Here is a 20,532-nt window from a genome sequence, read left to right on the forward strand (position 1 = left end):
GGGCAGTACGCGCTTTGCCGGCCTCGACAATGACTGTCACCTGCCGCCGTCCCGTCGTGTCTTTCACCTTCGACGATGTTCCCTGTACGGCATTGAGTGCGGGTGCGCGGATCCTTGAGGAATATGGTGTTCGCGGTACGTTTTATATAGCAGGAGGGCTGCTCAATCAGGTGGAGCCGGATCGGAATATGATCTCAGTCCAAGGCTGCCACGAGCTTGCTGAGGCGGGTCATGAGCTTGGTTGTCACACCTTTGGGCATGAGATCGTACATACCCTGTCAGGACGCGCCTTACGTGAAAATCTCGATCGCAACGGCGCCTTGCTCGACACCTTTGAGCGCCCGGTGAAGAAACGGAACTTTGCTTATCCCTATAATCAAGGATCGCTACGGCATCGGCAACTCATCGCCGATCGATATCAGACGGCGCGCGGCGGCGGCGATCGCATCAATCGGGGCACGGTCAATCGCGGCTTTCTATGGGGAATGGAAATCCGCCAACCGGAACAGGACGCTCTGGCACTGGTTCGGCAGATCGATGAGGTGGTGAAGAATCCGGGCTGGCTCATCTTTTTCACCCACGATGTCAGCGATACGCCGACACCCTATGGATGCACGCCTTCGACCTTTTCCACATTGGTGAGATACGCGGTGTCGAGCAATTGCCTCGTGCTTCCGGTGCGTGATGCTCTCGAACATGTTCGGGGCTAGGGAGAAAGAATGAACGGCAGGCTTCTGGCAATCAACAATTATCACTATCGCCGCGGTGGCGCGGATGCGATCTTTCTTGACCAAATGGACATGTTCGCCCGCGCCGGGTGGCAAGCCGTACCCTTTTCGATGCAGCATCCGGACAACCTGCCGACGGAATGGTCGTCTTATTTCGTTCCTGAAATCGAATTTGGTCATCAGGGCGGTATACTGACGAAAATAGGTCATGGGATCGAGGTCATCTATTCTCGCAAGGCTCGACGCAGCCTCAGCGCACTGATCGATCGGGTTCGGCCGGACGTGGCTCACGCCCATAATGTCTATCACCACATCTCGCCTGCGATCTTTCCACTTCTGAAACAGCGCGGGATCCCGACCGTGATGACGGTGCACGACCTCAAGCTTGCCTGTCCCTCCTACAAGATGCTGGCACCTGATGGTGTTTGCGAAAGATGTAAAGGTGGGCGCATCCATAACGTGCTTCTCCATCGATGCATGAAGGGCTCGGTGGCACTCAGCGGGCTCGTGATGGTCGAAACGGCAGTTCATCGAGCGCTGCGGCTCTATCGTGATCACATAGACAGGCTCGTCGTGCCGAGCCGGTTTTACAGAAACAAGCTGATGGAGTGGGGCTGGCCAAGCGAAAAACTGGTCTACATTCCCAACTTCGTTGAGCATGCGATCAGCAAACAGCGCCTTCAGGCCGACGAAGGCGACTATTTCCTTTTTGCCGGACGTCTTGCGCCTGAAAAAGGTGTGGCTACCCTCATTCGTGCGGTGGCGCGCGCGAAAAAGCGCCTGCTCGTCGCCGGCACCGGTCCGGAACAGGCATCGCTTCAGGCGCTGGCGCGAGAGGAAGGGGCCGATGTGCAGTTTCTGGGCTATCTCTCGGGTGCGGCGCTGCATGAGACCGTGGCGGGCGCCAAGGCGCTTGTTTTGCCTTCGGAGTGGTACGAAAATGCGCCTGTCAGTCTTCTGGAAGCCTACGCTCTTGGCCGCCCTGTCATTGGAACGGATATAGGCGGAATTCCGGAACTGATTCAGCCTGACCATACAGGCCTCATTGCAAGGTCTGGCGATCCCGACGACTTGGCTCGTGTGCTGGCGCAAATGGATGCACTGTCGGCCGCAGAACGCAAGCAGATGGGCGCGCACGGTCGCGCTTGGGTTGAGCAGGATTTTTCGCGTCAGGCATTCTTCGACAGAACGCTCGACCTTTATCGTGAACTTGGCGTTTCAAGACCGACAGATCCCGTGAGGGATGTCCGACGAGGCAAACGCGACGCTGATGGAAGCATTTTATCAATATAATCGGAGTAATATCCGAATTCAAACCCGCTTGGCACAAGCGAATTTTAGCGATAACTAAGTTTAGATCGATGAATGATTGCATGCCTGGGCGCGGAGAGGGCGCTTGAAGCTGTTGGTACAAGCGTAGCTGAGTAAAGGGTAGGATGCCCGGGAGGAAGAGCGTCATGAACGACGTCGGTGCCAACAAGCTTATGCCGGATGCGTCGTTGTCCGCTAAGACGACATCCGTGGCCGAGTTTTGCACTCTGGAAGGCGTTCGTATCTGTATTATCGGATTGCGCGGCGTGCCGGGTGTGCCCGGCGGTATTGAAACGCATGTCGAGCAACTCGCTCCAGGTTTAGTCGATAAGGGAGCGGAAGTTCACGTTTTCGCTCGAGAGAATTATGTGGCCGGCAAGATACCATATCTTTGGCGTGGCATTACCGTTCATCCCGGCTGGGCGCCGAACAATATGCGCCTGGAAGCAATCGTTCACACGCTTTTTGCGCTTTTCAAGGCCAGACTGCTCAAGCCCGATATCGTCCATATTCACGCTGTCGGCCCTTCCCTCGTGGCGCCCTTGGCACGTCTGATGGGGTTGAATGTGGTTTTTACCCACCACGGCTACGACTACGATCGGGAAAAGTGGAACGCGGTCGATAAGAAAATCCTGCGACTTGGGGAATGGGCAGGCATGCGCTTTGCGCAGGGGCGTATCGTTATTGCCAGACATATAGCCGACGCCATGCAGGCCAAGTTTAAAAGAGACGTCAAGTTCATTCCGAACGGGGTTCAGGTCGATCTCAGTGCGGTTGATAATGGCATTCTAGAGACGTTCGACTTGACCAGAGGTCGTTACGTTCTGCTTGTGGCACGTCTTGTGGCGGAAAAGCGTCAGACAGATCTGATCGACGCGTTCTTGAGTGCTGATCTGCCTGACACGAAGCTTGTTCTGGTGGGTGGTGGTGACGCGCGAAGTGGCTATGCTGAGATGTTACGCTCGCGCACCAAGGCTAATCCAAACATAGTTTTGACGGGCTCACAGTCGGGTGCTCAACTCGCCGGTCTTTTCGCCAATGCAGGCCTTTTCGTCCTGCCGTCGAGCCATGAGGGCATGCCTATCGCGCTACTTGAGGCTATGGCATATGGCCTTCCAGTGTTGGCAAGCGATATCGAAGCAAATGTCGCTCTCGAGTTGGATCCGTCTTCCTACTTTCCGCTTGGCGACGTATCCGCTCTGTCACGAGCTATGCGCGTAAAACTTCTGGAACGGCAAGACTCCTCGCCAAAACCGACTGAGGCGCAGGACACCGGTAGCAAGATCATGTCGCGGTACAATTGGCGCACGATTTGCGAGCAAACCGCAGCGCTCTATCTCTCCGTCCTGAAGCGCCGTTGACGAAGCCTTTGCTGGGGGCCTTGCAGGCTGTCTCGAATCAAAACGTCCTGTAGCAGTTGAACGATAGGCGCGTTGAGGCGTTGCTTCAAAATAGCAACCTCGAGGAGGACTGGGGTGGTTTTCGATGCGCAAGAGGCACGATGCAGGTTTGGTGACAGTCACACGACGGTCGTTCTGTGGCAGCGTTTCGAGGTCGCGCATCGCCAAATGTTCGACTCTCTCGACGGAGCCTTGGTCTTTCTGCGCAACAACATGTTTCGCCCCACGCGCACAGAACTTCACATCCATCGCGGCGGCCATGACATATTGATCACAGGCGAGGAACTGGCTCAACTCGTGGAAATGCAAACCGAGCCAGAGGCGTGACGGCTTTATGCTCAACCGCTGACTTCAGTTTTGCTTAACCAGGTTGGTTTAGCCGAGTGTGCTTTCCTGAGTTCCCACTGTCATCATGTTGCCGCGCCAAGACACGGACGACCCCATCCAGCTTTTTGCCCAGATGATCGGCAGAAGGGCGTCACGCATTATCATGGCTGGAAGGCTGGCCCAGGAAACGTGCCAGCCTTTTGCCTTTGCGAGGGCCAGTTCCGGCAGGTACATGATGCTCGGAACGGCAATCGCAACGGCAAGCAATGTCGTGGCATCTACATCTGCCAGGAAGCCTGATGCCAGCGCCAGACAAAGCGCAGGAAAGGCGCCGACGAGAATTTCCGGGGCGAAGAAATGCGGGAAGGTCACGCGACGCAGCCTCGCCCAACGTGTTTGTCTAGACCATATGTCCTCAAAGCTCCGCCTGCCGAGCGGCTGTTCGAAGGGAGAGGGAACGAGATGAACTTTTCGGCCGCTCGCACGAACGAGTTTGGTTGCCGCCGCGTCTTCCGCGATCTCCGCGCCCAAGGCTTCAATGCCGCCAAGCGAATCCAGCAGCGGCTTGTTCCAGAGCATCGTCTTACCCTGTGCGAAGCCCTGTCCCAGAGTTTCTGCTGCATATTGATAACGGCACTGAAAAGTATTGAGGAAGGTGCATTCGAGCTCGGACCATATGTCTTCCGGACGCGATCCACGTGGCGGAGAGCAAACAAGCCCACTATCACTGCGCCATGCTGCCATGAGTGTCGATATGTAATGCTGCGGCATCAGCACGTTTGAATCTGCCAGAATGACCCACTCGTGGCTGGCAGCCCGCCAGCCTTTCACACAATTGTTGAGCTTGGGATTGGCGCTGATCCTGTCATCGCCGATGAGTGTTCTGGCTCTGATGTGAGGGAAGAGGGCGATACTGGATTTGACTTGGGGAATGACCGGGTCTGAGGCATCCGCGACGCAGAAGAGAATTTCGTAATCCGGCCAATCGAGACGAAAGGCGCTCGGAATTGTCAGAGCCGTGAAATTCTCTATGCCGCGCAGTGGGATGACGAGCGATACGGGTGGTCGGCTTGTTCGGGGCACCGCCGGAGCTTCATCGAGCCGGACACGAAATGCCGTCAGAGCAATACTCACCAAATGCACGAATATGAGCGCAATCGCCACTGCGGCCAGGATGATATCCATTTGCAACCAGCTCCAACCTCCGGTTCATCGACCCGGCGTTCCTGTCCATATCGCAACTATAACGCATTCATGACAGGCGCATGTCATGAAGGGTATGACTGTCACATACCCTTCATTTCGTTGTGGACGGGCTGGCTTGTCGCACCTACCGTTCGGTGCGCTTTATCATTTGACCTATCGTGTCATTCCCCAGACATATCCGGCCAGTGCAGCCAACCCTAGTGTAGACAGCGGGTGCTCGCGAACCTGATTGGCAATCGTCTGTCTGACCGAGCGGATCTCACGTCCAGCAACCCTGCCTGAAGCCGAAACCGCTTCTTGTGCAGAGTCCGTTATTCGTCCCAGTTCCGACCGTAAAGCCTTGATCTCTCGCCTTGTATCCTCTGTCATCGGGGTGTGGGAGCGTGCTCGTACCGCAGCAAGCGCTTCGTCAACCTTGGGTGTGTCTTCCATGTCGTCCGTATTATCAGACGTCATGGTCGGCGTTGCGGTCGTCGTCATCGTATGGGAAACGGGATCGGATGCGGGAAATGTGTCCTCTAGTCCCTGCTGAAGTTGCCCATCGTCCGAGCGTTGTTTCGCCTGCTCGTCGTGAAGCGACGAAACAGCGGGCGACGTGGAGTTTTGATTGGACATGTCGGTTCTCCGTCAAGATTGATCTTAATTTCGTGCCGGGTGCAATTCACATCATGATCTCGCCGCCCGTCACGGGAATGACGGCTGCGGTCATGTAACTGCTGCGCTCGGACGCAAGCAGAACATACGCACCCGCCAGCTCTGCAGGTTGTCCCGCCCGCCCGATCAAGGTCTGTTCGCCGAACGATTTTGTCTTTTCCGTTCCCATGGTCGAAGGAATGAGGGGCGTCCAAATGGGGCCTGGGGCTACCGCATTGACGCGAATGCCTTTCTCGGCAACCATTCCCGCCAGTCCAGCGGTAAAGTTCAGGAGCGCGCCCTTGGTTGAGGCATAGGCTAAAAGGTGCGGCGAGGGCTGTTTCGATTGAATGGACGCCGTATTGATGATCGAGCTTCCTGCCTTCATGTGAGTTACGGCTGCTTTCGAGAGGTAGAATGGGGCGTAAATGTTGGTCTTGAAAGTTTCATCCCATTCGGCGGCATCGATATCGCCAATATCCGCATAGGTGCGTTGAAATGCGGCATTGTTGACCAAAACATCTATTTTGCCGAATTCATTCACTGTGCGCTGCACCAGCGACTTGCAATGTTCTTCGGAGGTGATGTCGCCAGCGATCGCTATCACTTTACGGCCCGCGTCCTCGATCCACTTCACCGTGTCGCGTGCATCCTCTTCTTCGTCGAGATAGGAAATCACAAGATCGGCGCCCTCACGTGCGAAGGCGATGGCGACGGCTTTTCCGATGCCCGAATCCGCACCGGTTATGAGAGCGACCTTACCCTCCAGCAAGCCGCTGCCTTTGTACGATTCTTCACCGTGATCAGGCTTGGGGTCCATTTGGCGCGTCGTGCCGGGCGGTGTCTGTTTCTGTTCCGGGTAGGGTGGCGTGGGACGGCGGATATCGGCGTTCATCTATGTGCTCCGTTGCTAGGTATGAAGCCCAAACCCGATTTTGACGTTACAGTTCCCCGATCTTAAGCCTTAACCGAACGCAACGACTGTTCTTCACATTAAACGCGTATTCCTCACAGCTTAGTTTTAGCGGTCACGAGCTGACCGAAACGGAGGGCAGGGAGAGCGCCCGTCTGGCCAAGTCGTCGGCGTTTTCGTTCCATTCCAGTCCTGCGTGCCCCTTGCACCATTGGACGCTGATCATTTCGTTTTTTAAGAGGTGCAGGTCGATCAATTTCCAGATCTCCATATTGGCGACATTCCTGCTCCGGCCGCTGCCGTTCGGCGCCCGCTTTCTCCACCGGTTCGTTCTCCAAATGTGGCGCCATCTGTTGCAACCATTGACGGCATAGATGGAATCCGACCAGATGATCGCGACCTCCCCTGCAGCATTATGCTCTAGCCAGCGGGCAGCTTCGAGTACCGCGACGAGTTCGGGCTTGCTGCTGTCGGCACATATCAAACTGCCGCAATGGCGGGTGACCTCGGCATTATCGCGCACAACGAGCACCCCCCATCCGCCTCTTCCCGTGGAAGGGTCATAGGAGCCATCCACATAGAGGTGAAACTCACCTGGTACGGTCGGTCCGGTGTTTACCAAAGGAGTGACCTTTCTAAAGCCTGAGCATCAATCTCGAGCGTGATCGTTTTGTCGTGTCTCGCCGCTGTTGGTCTACTCTCTAAAGAATACATGCAGGCTAATTCCAGATTGCCCATTTTCGCATCAATATTCGCCAGGCAATATCGTCTATCCCGGTTAAGGTATGCAACTATGCATACCTCTCTTGCGATAAACGGCATTTATCTCAGGGAAGGGACAGAATATACATTGGTCATCGAAGCGATGCACCTCCTCCCGCAGAGCTTCGATACGCGAATGTCCTTATCCTCCTCCCAAAGGGCATTTGCTGGAATGGCAACACTCCTCCTCCCAGTTGCCATTCGGTTCTTTTCGAAAGCCTGCCGCACCTCCTCCCGCGGCAGGCTTTTTCGATTCAGGCGGTCTTTTTCTTGCGTATGGTCAGGAAGGTCACCACCGCCGCCAGAAGCCCGTACATCGTCCATTTGAACGGAAGAACGTCCGCAGTTTCGCTTCGGATGGGTAAAACCGCGATGGTGCCAGGTGAGGATTCATAACCTGGCTTGCCTTCAGCCTTCGCCTGCTCGATCTGTTGTGGTGAGACCACCCATTCGGCGCCTTGTGATTTATCAAGCATCATGAATGCGGTCCCAACCGCGATGCCGACGACGAGGGCGATAATCAAGCTTCTTAAATTCTGCATGTGTCACTCCTGATTGCACGGAGTGTCTATTTTTCTCGTTGTCCGTATGCAAGCCGATGACAACGGGAATATCGCCTGTCATTTTGGCCAGCGTCGTTGTAGGGCCAGAGCAAGTCTAAAGCGCATGTCGATCTTTGGGGACGCTCACGCGCTTTAGGTTTTGGCTTTATTGCAGCGGATGTCGCTTAGTTGTTATACGCTTTTTGGCGACCTGCTTTTAGGCGCGGTGATATGCAACGCCGCTTGGTAGGCTGCGAACACGCACCATTACTTCCGCAGGAAATTAAGCAGATCCGAGGTGAGACGCGGACCGTCCGTCTCGCTTAATCCATGGGGAGCTCCGTCATATTCGATGAGGAGTGATTGTTGGATACCTGCTGCCGCGGCGCGCGCTGACGCGTCGATCGGAACGGTCTTATCGGACGTTCCGTGAATGATGAGCGTTGGTACGCGGAAGTGAGACATGTCCGGGCGAAAGTCCGTGGTCGCGAAGGCTTGGGCGCAGGCGAGGGTCGGTTTCAGTCCTGCGGTCATAGCGATTGCCGTAGCCGTGGCGATGACTTCATCGCTGACAGGCTGGGAAAGAAGTCCGACACCGAAAAACTGCGGAAAGAATGTCGACTTGAAGAAATGTGCCCGGTCTTTCTTGATGCCGTCGGCAATCTCGTCGAAAACCTTCTCCGGCGTTCCTTCGGGATTATCTTCCGTTTTCAACATGTAAGGAACGACAGACGCAATCAGCGCTGCAGAGACTACGCCTTTTCCGCCATGCCTGCTCATATAGCGGGCGACCTCGCCGCCACCCATGGAAAAGCCGACGAGGCTCACATTTTCTGTCGCGCCGAGCGCCTGCATCACATCGGCAAGATCGTCTGCCAAGCCATCATATGTGTAACCGTTCCATGGTTGACCGGATCTGCCGAAGCCGCGCCGATCATAGGCGATTGCCCGGTAGCCGGCCTCGGCTAGCGCCATGGCTTGAGCATCCCACATATCTGATGAGAGTGGCCAGCCATGCAGCAATATGACCGGGCGTCCTTCACCCCATTCCTTTACGTAGATATCTGTGCCGTCGCGCGTCTTTACATAGGCCATATCGATCTCCTTTTCTGGCTGGAGTGAACGGCTGTCTGAGGCGGCGGTTCCTGATGAGAGCAGATATCAGATCGTCTGCGCCAATTCTGGCCGATATCTGAACGGCGGGAGAGCCCGCAGTATCAATATGTTTTGATACCGCTTTTAAAATATCGCAATTTTGCCCCAGAATAAGATAAGACGCGTATGTGGAATAATAAGGAACATGTCGGGATGCGCTTCAAGCCCCTTTTCGTCGGCCTTCTCATCGGAGTTGCCTCTGTCGCGCAGGCACGCGAACCCTCGCGCCTGCCTGTGCTGGAGCCGACTGCACCCCAGGCTGAAGCGGCCCTTCTCAGCGCACAGTTTCTTGAGCGTTATGCCTACCGTCCGGTGCCGCTAGACGATGCGCTCTCGATCAAGATAATGAACAAGTATATTAAGTCGCTCGATCCCGACCGCATGCTGTTCACACAGGCCGACATCGAAAGTTTTGCCAAGCAGAGCAAAAAACTGGATGACGCGATCGTCGACAAGAATCTCAAGATTCCTTTTTCGATGTTCGATATCTACAATCAACGCGTGACGGAGCGCATGACTTATGCGCGCAGTCTGTTGAAAGACGGCTTCGATTTCACCGTGCAGGAAGATTATCCGCTGTCGCGCGAAGATGCGCCCTGGGCGAAGACTGAAGAGCAGGCAAACGAGCTTTGGCGCAAGCGGGTTAAAAGCGACTGGTTGAGGCTGAAGCTTGCCGATCAGGACGATGCGAAGATCCGCGACACGCTCGACAAGCGCTACAAGAATATCCTCGACCGCGTCGATACCTATAAGGGTGATGACGTGTTCCAATCCTTCATGGCGGCGTTCACCACTGCGGTCGATCCGCACACGGATTATTTCAGCGCCAAGGCATCTGCTGAGTTCGACATTTCGATGAAGCTCTCCCTCGTCGGCATCGGTGCCGTGCTGCAGGAACGTGATGGCTATACGACGATCCGGGAACTGGTTGCCGGTGGCCCGGCTCAACTGTCCGGCAAGCTTGCCGTCGGAGATCGTATCATCGGCGTCGGTCAGGGCGAAGAAGGGTCGATTAAAGAGGTCGTCGGTACGCGTCTCGATGAAGTCGTCCAGATGATTCGTGGTGAGGTCGGGTCGGTCGTGAGATTGGACATTCTTCCCGCCGATGCTGGCAATGCCAGCGGACACCGGGTCATCAGTCTGGTGAGAGATAAGGTCAGCCTGGAAAAACAGGCGGCAAAAAAGTCCGTCGTTCCGGTTAAGCTTGGAGACCGGACTTTGAAGATCGGCGTCATCGCTTTGCCGACATTCTACGAGGATTTCGATGCACGCCGCAACGGCGACAAGGATTACAGGAGCGCCAGCCGCGACGTCGAGAAACTTCTTGGCGAGTTGAAGCAGGAGCAGGTCGATGGCATCGTGGTAGACCTCCGCGATAATGGCGGCGGATCGTTGACGGAGGCTATCGATCTGACTGGCCTGTTCACCGGCAAAGGTCCGGTTGTCCAACAACGCAATGCCGCCGGCAAGGTAGAGGTGGAAAGCGATAACATCGCTGCCCCGGTATGGGACGGACCGCTCGGCGTTTTGATCAATCGCGGGTCGGCTTCAGCGTCGGAGATTTTTGCCGCAGCGATCCAGGATTATGGCCGCGGCGTGATCGTCGGTGATCCAAGCTTCGGTAAGGGAACTGTGCAGACGGTGGTCGATCTCGACAAGGTGGCGGGCAAGCAGGAGCCAGAGCTTGGCCAGCTCAAACTTACGATTGCGCAGTTCTTCAGAATTGATGGTGGGACGACCCAGTTGCGCGGTGTGACGCCCGATATCGCTACCCCCGGCGTGCTCGACCCAAAGACTTTGGGCGAATCGAGCTACGATAACGCATTGCCCTGGACGACGATCAAGCCCGCCAAGTACAGCAAACTGGGCGACATGGCCGGCCTCGTGCCTCAGCTGGAAAGTCGTCACGAAGCGCGGGTGAAAGACGATAAGGACTATCAACGCTTTGTCGCCGATGTGGCAGAGTTGAAAGCGGAGCGGGAAAAGAAGACTATATCCCTCAACGAGGCAGAGCGTCGCAAGGAGATGGCGGCGGTGGCTGCCAAATTGAAGGCGCGTCAGGATGAAGGTGGAGACGTCCTTCCGAAAGATGATGGTCTTCAGGCAAATGAGCGCAGCCTCAGCGCCAACCTCGCGCTCGAAAATGCGCGCAAGAATGCCAAAGACGTTCTCCAGACCGAGGCGGCTGCGATCGTTGCCGATGTGGCCGATCTCGCACCAGGAAAACAGCGGGCCGCGCGATAATTCCAGAATCGGGTGAGTGAGCGGGTCATCCGACCCGTTTCTCTCGCCGCTGAATAGGAACTGGTTGCACGGAATTCTTCATTTCGGCGATTTCCCGGCTTGATGCCGAGCTGCGCAGGGCTAACGCGTAAATGCGTTAACCCTGTCGAGATTATCGTTCTGACCGATAACAGTCCGTGAAGGGTCACTGAGATAGATTTGTCGCGTGTTGCAAACGGAATTTCCTATGACGATGCGCTTCAATCATGCCAGGTTTATCGGCCCCATCGCCATTATCGTGGGGCTGTTGTTGCTAGGCCTTGCCACTGTTCTTTACTTCGGTGCGACACGGCTGGATGCAGAGGCGCGTGAGCGTCAGGAGACGCTTGTCAGGCGAAACGTCGCGACGTGGATTTTCGACACGGAAGTGGCGCTGACATCCTGGACAATCTGGGATGAGGCGATTGAAAAGCTTAACAATAACTTTGATCTCGACTGGGCGGAGCGCAATCTCGGCAAATCCATTCTGGGCACGTCAAGCGTTCGTTCTCTCGTCGTAATCGATGGCAGCGACAAGATCATCTATGCCAAGACGGCGGATGATTTTAGCGACCACTCTTTTTTAAAGAGAGGCCCTGATGCCCTCTTGGCGGCGGCTCGTCCGCTTCTGGATCTCGTTCGCGTGCACGAGCATCAACCAAAGAAACAGGGCATTCCCGCCAAGATCGCTTTCAGCAGGATGGAAGTCGTTGGCGATGATGCCCTTTTGTTGACCGCCAGCCTCTTCCAGGCAGATATCGGAACGGTGGTGCCAACTACGAGTCACGCTCCTATTCTCGTCTCGGCCATTCCTATCGCGGGCAACCTTCAGACGTTTTTTGGTGAGCGCTTCATGCTCGACGATGCGACGGTAGAACCCGCAGCGTCGGTAACGCCTGGGCGCGCGTCCGTGGAAATAGCAACTGCACCAAATGGCCAGGTACAGGTTCTGTCATGGCACGCTGACAGTCCGGCACACGATCTGCTCCGCCAATCCCTTCCAATCGCAGCGGTGACTCTCTGCATCTTTGTCGCGAGTTGCATTTTCGCTATTTTAACATCGCGCCAGGCATTGAAGATATTGTTGGATGCCGAACGTCGGATGCGTCATGCAGCGACACATGATTTCCTGACCGGTCTTGCAAATAGAACTCTCGTTTCGACTGAGTTCAGCCGACTGTCGCAGCAAGGGCCGCTGACCATCGTCTGTATCGATCTCGATGGTTTCAAGGCAATCAATGATCGCTTCGGACATGCTGATGGAGACGACGTTCTGAAACAGGTCGCGGAACGGCTGCGCGCCGGATGCGGGAAGGACGATATCTGCTTCCGGTTGGGAGGCGACGAGTTTGCCGTGATGATGCCGAGGGTTGTGGAAGAGCAGGCTGAGATACGATGCAAGCAGATCGCGGCGTTGATTTCCAAACCTTACGAGGTCCACGGGACGATCATGACGGTGGGCGCATCCTATGGAATAAGCAGGGTGTTGAACGGAGAAACCTCGCCAGATACGGTCTTCAAGCGTGCTGACGAGGCGCTCTATATTGCCAAGCGTTCCAACCGGGCCGTCGCATCTCCCTTCAGGAATGAGGTCGATCTAGCAGCCTCGTCCTCATGATGCTCGCCGCGCAACGATCTATAACGATCTGCTTCAACTCTCCATGAGGACGGTTTTTAAAGCCCTGACGACCTGAGCGCTTGTTCGTCTGCGCTGTTGCGGCGCAAAGCCGAATTCCACCAGGAGTTCCTCTTCGTTCGATGAGGCGCTACCGGAGGCATGGATTTCATTGAGGCCGGATGACGCAAGAAGCTCTGGCACCAGTTCCACGCTGACGCCGCCACCCGGCATGATGGCGATGCGTCCGGCTGCTTGTTCCGCCAGCCTTTGGATAGTTGCTATGCCAAGTGACACGCTTTTTGCGCCTCCGGAGGTGAGAATGCGCGATATGCCGAGTTCGATTGCGGTTTCGAGCGCTTCGACCGGATCGTCCACCATATCGAAAGCCCGATGCAGAGTGATATCCAGACCCTTTGAGGTTTCGATCAATCTTTCCAGCACCCGCCGGTCCAGTTTGCGATCGTTGGTAGTGGCACCGATAACGACACCCGGCAGCCCAAGGTCACGTGCCTGCGCAATGTCGGCTTCCATGATGGCGACATTGGAGGCATCATAGACAAAGTTGCCGGCCCTCGGTCTGATCAGGGGATAGACCGGGATCGGACTGATGCGCTGCGCATATTGCGTCAGACCATAGGGCGGCGTCAGTCCACCGACGCCAAGTGCCGAGCAGAGTTCGATGCGGTCAGCACCACCTTCGATGGCTGCGGCGAGACCCTCTGCGCTATCGACGCAGATTTCGAGCAACCGCCCGCTTCGATCAGCCATGATGTTCGCTTTCCTTCTGGTGCCGTTAAAGTGACGTCCGTCGTGTTGGATGCGTAGAGGACATTCTATCCTCTTTACTCTAGATATCGTGACTTGCGAAAATCGATTCCGCTTTTCGCGCGCGCGGACGGTTGTGGAGAAATGCGAGCAATGCCACGCCGCACAAACCCGCAAAGGCACCGAGCATCGCCGTGTGAGAATAATCGCTGAGAGCGGTCCCCGCAGAAAAGAGCAACGAGCTCAAACCTCCGCCTAGAAAAATGTTGACGGCAATCAGAGAGCTCCCAAGACCTGCACGCCTTGCGATCAGATTTTGCAGATAGGTAATTGGGAGGGAAATGATGCCAGCTGCCCCAAGACCGGACAGCGGGGTGAGGAGATAGACCGTCATGGGGTCGCTCGCCAATCCAAGGCCCAGCATATAAACGCAATAGATGAGCGCACTTGCACCAATGGCGACGGCCGCCGACGTCTTGGTTTCGACCCAACTCCAAAAGAAGATAAAGATGATTTCAAGAAGCGCAACGATACCGACGATTGCGCCGACATCCGAAGGTTGGCCTTCCGCCTTTCCTGTCACGACCAGCGGTAGGACAATGCCGTTGACATGGAGCGTCGACGAAATCAGCGCAATGGCAAGTACGAAGGGCCAGATTGCGCTTGATCCGAGATGGCGAATGGATGCGAGAAAGGCATAGCCAGGTTCCGTTCGTTGCGTATGCGCTATGCTTTCCTCTCTCATGAACTGAGCAAAGAGAAAGAAGCAGAAGGCACATGCGAGCGCTGCCAACAGGAACGCGGGAAGCATACTGGTTCTGCCAGCCAGTGCGTAACCGACGATGCCTGGAACCAGCACCCAGGACAGCGAAATCGCGGCACGTACGGCGGAGTTGACGGCGATCAGTTCTCGTGGCGGCATGCTGACACAGCTTGCACGCACATAGGCGAAAATCAGGGAGTTGAGCGCGCCATAGACTGGGATTGGAATGAGCAGAGCTAGCGCGAAGGTCCAGATGGTGGGAAAGGCGAAGACCACGCCATATCCCAAGACACCGGATATGCAGGCTCCCAGAATCGGCAGCTTGTAATGTCCGAGCCGGTCCGAAAGGATGCCCATGCTGATGCTGGCCGAAACGTTGACGAGGGCAGCAACGAAACTCAGGATCGAGAACCCGGCATCCGTCAGGCCGAGTTCGCGAATGCCAATCAGCGACATGTAGGGCGCGGTCGCTGCTCCGGTAAATCCAAAGACGAATATGCCCGCAGCGGAAAGCCGCAGCTGGCTGTGTCGATAAACAAAAGGCAGTGCCGACAGCATGGATCGTCCAGTAGCAGGGTCAGCCTGCGAACACGCAGGATCGATGAAGTATGGGAGCGCTCGGCTATAATCGGGCGCGAAAAATGATCTGGCCGCCGGCGTCTTTACCCTGCTTTCAGGGTATTAACGCCATCGCGCCGAGGCATTTGCAACCGGGGTATAATCGAAATCCTTAGCGAAAGGAAATATCGGTTGCACCCTGCGCTCTGAGGGTAATTTCTCGATATCCTGATTGATGACGCCATCCGTCAGAGCCATCAGGTTCGGGTTGGAAAGGGGTTGAAGCTCCGGCGACAGATACCCGGATTTTACCACCAGCAACCTCACCTTGGCGGGATCTATGCCATGGCGGGTAAAGTCTGCGATATTGTGGTAGGGGCGACGACGTGCGGCCAGAATGAGGGTGTTGCCGCCAATCTTCACCACTGCCTGCCGTTCGGCGGCGGGCCCTGGGTCGTCAAGGCTGATGATCTCTGCTCCCACTTCAATAAAGGGGCTGGCCGGGTCCAGCCAGCCGCCGATCTTGAGGCTCAGCGTCTTGCCGACGCCTGCAGCGAAGCAGGCCTCTACCGCCGGGCGATCCGTGATGCCGCCAATGACGGCGCCCTCGAAGCCACGAATGATGAGCGATTTTAATACGTCGGCACGATCGCCAACGCCACCACCGGTAGGGTTGTCCCCGGAATCGGCAAGAATGACCGGCTTCGTTTCGGCCTTTTCAGCCAGGTCGAGCATATCGTCGAGGTTACCGGTGACGGGACCGAAGCGAAAATCCTGCCTTGCCTGCCAGTAGGAAAACGCAATCTCTTCCGCCGCTCGCTTTGCCGCCTGATAGTCGGAGCCCGTCACCACGGCGCAGGCCGTCGCGCGGGGCTCGTCCGCCCAGACATAGCCGACCATGAGATTGGCATCCCACACACCATCGATCCGGTCATGCTCCGGCAGGCGGTGGTAGAGCGATTTGGCCGGCTCGTCTTCGGTCGAGGTTTTCTCGCCCGGCAGCAGAACCGGGATCGGCGCCCAGGCGACACCTGGCTTTTCTCCCGTCTTCAGCGTCCGGACGAGCATCGACCAGGCCCGCACCATCGTCTCGCGCACATCGATATGGGGCGCGGTGCGATAGGCAGCGAAGATGTCGATCTGATCGACGATCTTCTGGGTCACGTTGCCGTGCAGATCGTAGCTGACAGCCAGCGGAATATCCGGACCGATGATCGAGCGGGCATTGGCAATCCAGTCGCCTTCGGCATCGTCCATGCCTTCGACATTCATTGCGCCGTGCATGGCAAGATAAAGACCGTCGAGCGGCAGGGTCGCCCGCAGCTTGTCGGAAAATTCTTGCCTGAATCCTTCATAGGTCGCCCTAGAGACCGGGCCGCCTGGAATGGCGCGGGCGTGAAGGAGAGGAAAGATTTCCACACCCTCGGTCGGCAAGAAGCTGAAATACTCAGCACCCGTCAGATCGTCACCGCGCAACACGCGAAAATCTTCCGGCTGCATGAGAACAGGCGAATAGGTGGAGCACTCCGTATGAATGCCGCCAACTGCAATGCGTAACACCATGGCACTGTCTCCGATCAAAGCGTGGGGCTGAGGCGCACGAGCGCCGAGAAGCGATCCCAATCCTTGCGCTCACGCGGTGTCCAAGCGGCTTCTGCCACGGCGGGAAGACGCGGGAAGACCAGATGATTGAAGTAGTCGCGGTTGAGGAAGTGTTCGGTCCAGATGCAGGCCTGCACGCCACGAAGACGCGGCTTCAGGTCCTCGGGAAAATCGCCGACGGCCTCATAGTGATAGGTGTGATGCGGTGGCACGGTGCCGGCCCAGCTGGCGCCCGGCTCCTGCCAGGCTTCGTCCTGCACCATGTCGAGATAATAGGCCTGTCCGGGCGTCATCACGACGTCGTAACCTTCTTTCGCCAGCTCGACGCCGACTTCGGGCGCGCGCCATGCCATCAGCAATGTGCCGTCCGGATCGACGCCGCCGCCGTGGGAGACTTCGTCCCAGCCCGCCATGCTGCGGCCTCTCTCGGCCAGCATTTTCTGAATCCGCTTCATGAAGTGGCTCTGCAGCCCGAAGGTGCCATCCAGACCCTCCTTCTCCATCAGCTTGCGCGCCAGCGGCGAGGCCATCCAGGTGTTGTCGGCCACTTCATCGCCTCCGATATGGATGAGCTTCGATGGAAAGAGTTCGACCATTTCATCGAAGACCTTGCCGAGGAACACGTAAGTTTCTTCGATCGCAGGATTGAGGGCGTTGTTGGGGAAACCCTGAACCGACCGATAGCTGTCCGGCGCTTCCTGTCCATCGACCAGTTCGGGAAGAGCGGCGAGAATGGCCGTGCTGTGACCGGGGATGTCGACTTCCGGCACGACTTCGACATTGAGCTCGGTCGCATGGGCGATGATGGCGGTAACGTCGGCCTGGGTATAAAATCCTTCCACTGGTTCGGCTGCATTGCCAAGCTGCGGCAGCATAGGCTCGTCCGGTCCACGTCTGACGCCGACGGTGGTCAATTGCGGATAGGCACGAACCTCAAAGCGCCACGCCTCGTCATCGGTCAGATGCCAATGGAACACGTTCATCTTGTACCAGGCGAGAATATCAATGAGACGGAGCACGTCTGACACCGGAGAAAACTGGCGCGACACATCGAGATGACATCCGCGCCAGCCGTAACGCGGTTCGTCGTTGATGGTGCCGGATCCGGGAAAGCGAAAGAGCGCGGCGTTTCGGCGCGCACCATCATGAAGCTGTGCAAGCGCTGTCAGGCCATACTGACGACCGGCATCGCCGCCAAAGGAAAGCAAGATTTCATCCTCGGCGAATGTGAGCTCATACGCTTCAGCGGCAAGTGAATCGCTTTGCTGGAAACGAACAGCCTTGCCCTGTTCAACGGCGGCCAGCGAGAACGGTTGATGGGCCGCGGAAAACAGGCGGCGATGGAGGCCGAGCACAGTGTCCATTGCTTTCAAATCGGCAAGCGCGCTGCCCTCTGCCGGATACATGGCAACAGGCGTTTCACCGGCTTGCACATTCGCCTGCTTGGGCCAGGGTAAAAGGGAAAACGGCTCGGTGACACGCCCTTCCGGCAGGAGCGGCTTTTGCGGTTCACTTGGCCTTCCTTCCAACATCAGGTCAGCAACGTCGATTGTGTGATGGGTGTCGTCGGAGAATGTCAGATAAGCGGATTTCGCTCCGTCTGTCCTGTGCTTGGCAGGCCGCCAAAGGCCGCGCACGGAAAAGCGCCAGCTCGCACCCGGCTCCAGAACGAAACCAGAAGGCGGCGCGTATTGGTGGAAATTGGCGTTGCGAAGCAGGAAGGTCGCATTCTCGCAAACCGGATTGTCCATGACGCGGGTCAGCGCGGTGTAGGCGAGTTTGAAGTCGCTGACCGGCTTGTCTGTCAGATTGATGAGGGTAAAGGCGAAGCCGCCTGACGCATCACCTTCGATAGGATGCCATGCGTTTTCGAGGCGAAATCCGGTCTTGCTCATCGTCGTTCCCTTGATTTTTATGCGAGTTCAGTAGTGTTCGGATTGAGAGAAGGTGTGCGCCAGCTCAGCCTGGCCCGCCGTCAGTCCGCAGTCGACCGGCAAGCAGACGCCGGTGATCGCCGCTGCCTGTTCGCTTGCCAGAAAATGGACGGCATTGGCGACATCATGCGTGGTCGCGATGCGGCGCAGTGCGTACCAGCGTTTCACATCTTCGAAGACGTTTGGATTGGCTTCGGCGCGCGCTTCCCAGGCTTGAGTGCGCACGGTTCCGGGTGCCACGGCGTTGGCTCGGATCCCGAACTTTCCGTATTCGACCGCGATCAACTTTGTCAGATGGATCAAGCCTGCCTTCGCGGCGCTGTAGGCTGGATGGCCAAAAACCGCCATGCCGTTGACGGAGGCAATGTTGACGACGCACCCTTGCATGTCCTTGAGGTCCCGCTCCAGAGCGCGGAAGGTCAGGAAGGCAGCTTCCAGGTTGAGGCTCGAATCCATTCGCCAGATTTCCGGCGTCGTGTCGTGCAGCGAGACAGCACGGGCTGCACCGGCATTGTTGACGAGGGTTACCACCTTGCCGAGCTTTTCGAGTTGCAACGCCAGAGCTGCGAGACTGTCCGTGCTGGTGACATCCGTCGCGATAGCGACGTAAGACGATCCGCCGCCAAGCGTTGCCACGGCGTTTTCCAGCGCGTGTACGTCGATATCGACGAGTGCGATCAGGTCATTGCTTTCTGCTAGCCGGGCTGCAATGGCGCGTCCGATATCGCCGGCAGCACCCGTGACCACGGCAATGCGCTTCTGGGTCGTCATGTCGTCAGTCTCCCAATATCTGGCGATCGTCCCCGCCATCGCGATGTTCCAGCAACTGCTGCTTGATCTGGCGCAGCGTGACGGTGGAGTGTTTGCGGTTCTTATAGGCGACGAGGCTTGCAATTACGTCGATCACCGCAAGATAGGCAAAGCGCGTCGAGGTGGGGCGATAGATGTTATCGCCCTCGGGCAGATCGATGCCTATGACATGATCCGCAAGCTTTGCGAGCGGGCTTTTCACTTGAGTGAGCGCGATGGTTCGAACGCCGTTTTCTTTAGCCAGCTTGAAGGAGCGCATCAGTTCCTGGTTGCGTCCCGAGAAGGATGACCCGATGATCACGTCACCCTCTTGGGCCGCCGCAGTCAGCATCAGCTGCATATTGTGGTCGTTGCTGGCGGTAATACGGGTGCCGAGGCGAAAGAGGCGGTTCTGCAACTCCGTCGCCACCATGGACGAATTGCCGCCGGAGCCGAAGGCATAGACCATGGTCGCGGCAGCGATCCGCTCGGTCACAGCATCGAGCACCTGTGGATCAAGCGCACGGTGAACCATAAAAAGCGCGTTCTGCGCCTTGGTGATGATGTCTTCGGCGACATCGACCGCCGACGTGCTCTTGGCCTCGGGGTTCAGATAGCGCACGCCGACAAACGCCGTTTTAGCAAGACGCACCTTGAAATCGGCGAAGTTTTGACAGCCGAGCCTTCGGCAAAAGCGGGTCACGGTCGGCGGAGAGACATCCGCTTTTTCAGCCAGCTCTATGATCGACGCGCCGACGGCGAAGTCGAACTCGTTCAGCAATATCTCCGCGATGCGCTGTTCGGATGGTGAAAACTGCGCTCTCTCATCCTGAATGGTCGCAAAGATATCCATTGGACAGCGCTCAGGACTTAGGTTTGTAGGCGATGCAGTCGATTTCGACTTTGCAGTCCACCATCATCGATGCCTGGACGCAGGCGCGTGCTGGCGGATGTTCGCCAAAATAGCTCTGATAGATGCGATTGAAGGTCCAGAAGTCACGCGGATCGTCCAGCCACACGCCGCAGCGCACGACATGCTCGACGCCGTAGCCCGCTTCGTGCAAAATGGCGATCACGTTCTCGATGGTCTTGTGAGTCTGTTCGATGATCCCGCCGGAAATGATTTCGCCATTTTCCATGGCGACCTGGCCGGAAACATGCAGCCAGCCGTCCGCTTCGACGGCGCGTGCAAAAGGAAGGGTTTGTCCACCTGCGCCGGACTTCTCAGCGCCGTATCGTTTGATGCTCATGTGACGGGCTCTTG

The 20,532-nt window shown here is 56.8% G+C and carries 19 protein-coding genes; 6 read left to right on the plus strand and 13 right to left on the minus strand.

The window, feature by feature from the left end; all coding sequences use genetic code 11:
- The first annotated feature begins 29 nt into the window (after positions 1-29).
- The 4 genes from QZ862_RS05965 to QZ862_RS05980 all read left to right on the plus strand — a co-directional run bounded on the left by QZ862_RS05965 (position 30) and on the right by QZ862_RS05980 (position 3,766).
- On the plus strand, positions 30-710 hold the full coding sequence (locus tag QZ862_RS05965; RefSeq protein WP_296017426.1) for a polysaccharide deacetylase family protein: 681 nt from the start codon (positions 30-32) through the stop codon (positions 708-710).
- 9 nt (positions 711-719) lie between these two features.
- On the plus strand, positions 720-2,021 hold the full coding sequence (locus tag QZ862_RS05970; RefSeq protein WP_296098191.1) for a glycosyltransferase family 4 protein: 1,302 nt from the start codon (positions 720-722) through the stop codon (positions 2,019-2,021).
- 164 nt (positions 2,022-2,185) lie between these two features.
- Positions 2,186-3,400, plus strand: coding sequence for a glycosyltransferase family 4 protein (locus QZ862_RS05975; protein ID WP_296098193.1), 1,215 nt, complete (start codon positions 2,186-2,188; stop codon positions 3,398-3,400).
- A gap of 114 nt (positions 3,401-3,514) precedes the next feature.
- On the plus strand, positions 3,515-3,766 hold the full coding sequence (locus QZ862_RS05980; RefSeq protein ID WP_296080547.1) for a hypothetical protein: 252 nt from the start codon (positions 3,515-3,517) through the stop codon (positions 3,764-3,766).
- Positions 3,767-3,814: 48 nt separating this feature from the next.
- On the opposite strand, the gene QZ862_RS05985 is transcribed toward QZ862_RS05980, so the two are convergent.
- The 6 genes from QZ862_RS05985 to QZ862_RS06010 form a co-directional block, all read right to left on the minus strand.
- The gene (locus QZ862_RS05985; protein ID WP_296098195.1) at positions 3,815-4,951 is read right to left on the minus strand and encodes a ceramide glucosyltransferase; all 1,137 of its coding nucleotides are present in this window, start codon (positions 4,949-4,951) and stop codon (positions 3,815-3,817) included.
- 174 nt (positions 4,952-5,125) lie between these two features.
- Positions 5,126-5,587: a hypothetical protein gene (locus QZ862_RS05990; protein WP_296098199.1), complete on the minus strand. Its 462-nt coding sequence runs from the start codon at positions 5,585-5,587 to the stop codon at positions 5,126-5,128.
- 46 nt (positions 5,588-5,633) lie between these two features.
- Positions 5,634-6,500, minus strand: a complete 867-nt coding sequence (locus QZ862_RS05995) for an SDR family oxidoreductase (protein ID WP_296098201.1) — start codon at positions 6,498-6,500, stop codon at positions 5,634-5,636.
- A gap of 133 nt (positions 6,501-6,633) precedes the next feature.
- Positions 6,634-7,095, minus strand: a complete 462-nt coding sequence (locus QZ862_RS06000) for an RNase H family protein (protein ID WP_296098577.1) — start codon at positions 7,093-7,095, stop codon at positions 6,634-6,636.
- A 439-nt stretch (positions 7,096-7,534) separates the two neighbouring features.
- Complete coding sequence (locus tag QZ862_RS06005; RefSeq protein WP_296098203.1) at positions 7,535-7,822, minus strand: hypothetical protein; 288 nt, start codon at positions 7,820-7,822, stop codon at positions 7,535-7,537.
- A gap of 267 nt (positions 7,823-8,089) precedes the next feature.
- Complete coding sequence (locus tag QZ862_RS06010) at positions 8,090-8,917, minus strand: alpha/beta hydrolase (protein ID WP_296098205.1); 828 nt, start codon at positions 8,915-8,917, stop codon at positions 8,090-8,092.
- 213 nt (positions 8,918-9,130) lie between these two features.
- On the opposite strand from QZ862_RS06010, the gene QZ862_RS06015 reads away from it, so the two are divergent.
- Together QZ862_RS06015 and QZ862_RS06020 are read left to right on the plus strand one after the other, a co-directional pair.
- Positions 9,131-11,221, plus strand: coding sequence for a carboxy terminal-processing peptidase (locus QZ862_RS06015; RefSeq protein ID WP_296098207.1), 2,091 nt, complete (start codon positions 9,131-9,133; stop codon positions 11,219-11,221).
- A 226-nt stretch (positions 11,222-11,447) separates the two neighbouring features.
- Positions 11,448-12,857, plus strand: coding sequence for a diguanylate cyclase (locus tag QZ862_RS06020; protein ID WP_296098213.1), 1,410 nt, complete (start codon positions 11,448-11,450; stop codon positions 12,855-12,857).
- Positions 12,858-12,890: 33 nt separating this feature from the next.
- On the opposite strand, the gene QZ862_RS06025 is transcribed toward QZ862_RS06020, so the two are convergent.
- The 7 genes from QZ862_RS06025 to QZ862_RS06055 all read right to left on the minus strand — a co-directional run bounded on the left by QZ862_RS06025 (position 12,891) and on the right by QZ862_RS06055 (position 20,518).
- The gene (locus QZ862_RS06025; RefSeq protein ID WP_296098215.1) at positions 12,891-13,625 is read right to left on the minus strand and encodes a copper homeostasis protein CutC; all 735 of its coding nucleotides are present in this window, start codon (positions 13,623-13,625) and stop codon (positions 12,891-12,893) included.
- A 79-nt stretch (positions 13,626-13,704) separates the two neighbouring features.
- Complete coding sequence (locus QZ862_RS06030) at positions 13,705-14,943, minus strand: MFS transporter (RefSeq protein ID WP_296098217.1); 1,239 nt, start codon at positions 14,941-14,943, stop codon at positions 13,705-13,707.
- A gap of 123 nt (positions 14,944-15,066) precedes the next feature.
- Positions 15,067-16,506 carry a M81 family metallopeptidase gene (locus QZ862_RS06035; protein ID WP_296098220.1) on the minus strand — a complete coding sequence of 480 codons (1,440 nt, stop codon included), beginning with the start codon at positions 16,504-16,506 and terminating at the stop codon, positions 15,067-15,069.
- Between the two features lie 14 nt (positions 16,507-16,520).
- Positions 16,521-18,440 carry a family 20 glycosylhydrolase gene (locus QZ862_RS06040; protein ID WP_296098222.1) on the minus strand — a complete coding sequence of 640 codons (1,920 nt, stop codon included), beginning with the start codon at positions 18,438-18,440 and terminating at the stop codon, positions 16,521-16,523.
- 27 nt (positions 18,441-18,467) lie between these two features.
- The gene (locus QZ862_RS06045) at positions 18,468-19,250 is read right to left on the minus strand and encodes an SDR family oxidoreductase (protein WP_296098225.1); all 783 of its coding nucleotides are present in this window, start codon (positions 19,248-19,250) and stop codon (positions 18,468-18,470) included.
- A gap of 4 nt (positions 19,251-19,254) precedes the next feature.
- On the minus strand, positions 19,255-20,121 hold the full coding sequence (locus QZ862_RS06050; RefSeq protein ID WP_296039622.1) for a MurR/RpiR family transcriptional regulator: 867 nt from the start codon (positions 20,119-20,121) through the stop codon (positions 19,255-19,257).
- A gap of 10 nt (positions 20,122-20,131) precedes the next feature.
- Complete coding sequence (locus QZ862_RS06055; RefSeq protein WP_062424125.1) at positions 20,132-20,518, minus strand: RidA family protein; 387 nt, start codon at positions 20,516-20,518, stop codon at positions 20,132-20,134.
- Between the last annotated feature and the right edge of the window lie 14 nt (positions 20,519-20,532).

Origin of the sequence: uncultured Agrobacterium sp. (assembly GCA_913777615.1) — a bacterium.
GTDB lineage: Bacteria > Pseudomonadota > Alphaproteobacteria > Rhizobiales > Rhizobiaceae > Agrobacterium.

Bases quoted from the DNA above. Each gene is read 5' to 3' on its own strand.
- QZ862_RS05965 (WP_296017426.1), top strand. From the start codon at position 30: ATGACTGTCACCTGCCGCCGTCCCGTCGTGTCTTTCACCTTCGACGAT.
- QZ862_RS05970 (WP_296098191.1), top strand. From the start codon at position 720: ATGAACGGCAGGCTTCTGGCAATCAACAATTATCACTATCGCCGCGGT.
- QZ862_RS05975 (WP_296098193.1), top strand. From the start codon at position 2,186: ATGAACGACGTCGGTGCCAACAAGCTTATGCCGGATGCGTCGTTGTCC.
- QZ862_RS05985 (WP_296098195.1), bottom strand. From the start codon at position 4,951: ATGGATATCATCCTGGCCGCAGTGGCGATTGCGCTCATATTCGTGCAT.
- QZ862_RS05990 (WP_296098199.1), bottom strand. From the start codon at position 5,587: ATGTCCAATCAAAACTCCACGTCGCCCGCTGTTTCGTCGCTTCACGAC.
- QZ862_RS05995 (WP_296098201.1), bottom strand. From the start codon at position 6,500: ATGAACGCCGATATCCGCCGTCCCACGCCACCCTACCCGGAACAGAAA.
- QZ862_RS06005 (WP_296098203.1), bottom strand. From the start codon at position 7,822: ATGCAGAATTTAAGAAGCTTGATTATCGCCCTCGTCGTCGGCATCGCG.
- QZ862_RS06010 (WP_296098205.1), bottom strand. From the start codon at position 8,917: ATGGCCTATGTAAAGACGCGCGACGGCACAGATATCTACGTAAAGGAA.
- QZ862_RS06015 (WP_296098207.1), top strand. From the start codon at position 9,131: ATGCGCTTCAAGCCCCTTTTCGTCGGCCTTCTCATCGGAGTTGCCTCT.
- QZ862_RS06020 (WP_296098213.1), top strand. From the start codon at position 11,448: ATGACGATGCGCTTCAATCATGCCAGGTTTATCGGCCCCATCGCCATT.
- QZ862_RS06025 (WP_296098215.1), bottom strand. From the start codon at position 13,625: ATGGCTGATCGAAGCGGGCGGTTGCTCGAAATCTGCGTCGATAGCGCA.
- QZ862_RS06030 (WP_296098217.1), bottom strand. From the start codon at position 14,943: ATGCTGTCGGCACTGCCTTTTGTTTATCGACACAGCCAGCTGCGGCTT.
- QZ862_RS06035 (WP_296098220.1), bottom strand. From the start codon at position 16,506: ATGGTGTTACGCATTGCAGTTGGCGGCATTCATACGGAGTGCTCCACC.
- QZ862_RS06040 (WP_296098222.1), bottom strand. From the start codon at position 18,440: ATGAGCAAGACCGGATTTCGCCTCGAAAACGCATGGCATCCTATCGAA.
- QZ862_RS06045 (WP_296098225.1), bottom strand. From the start codon at position 19,250: ATGACGACCCAGAAGCGCATTGCCGTGGTCACGGGTGCTGCCGGCGAT.
- QZ862_RS06050 (WP_296039622.1), bottom strand. From the start codon at position 20,121: ATGGATATCTTTGCGACCATTCAGGATGAGAGAGCGCAGTTTTCACCA.
- QZ862_RS06055 (WP_062424125.1), bottom strand. From the start codon at position 20,518: ATGAGCATCAAACGATACGGCGCTGAGAAGTCCGGCGCAGGTGGACAA.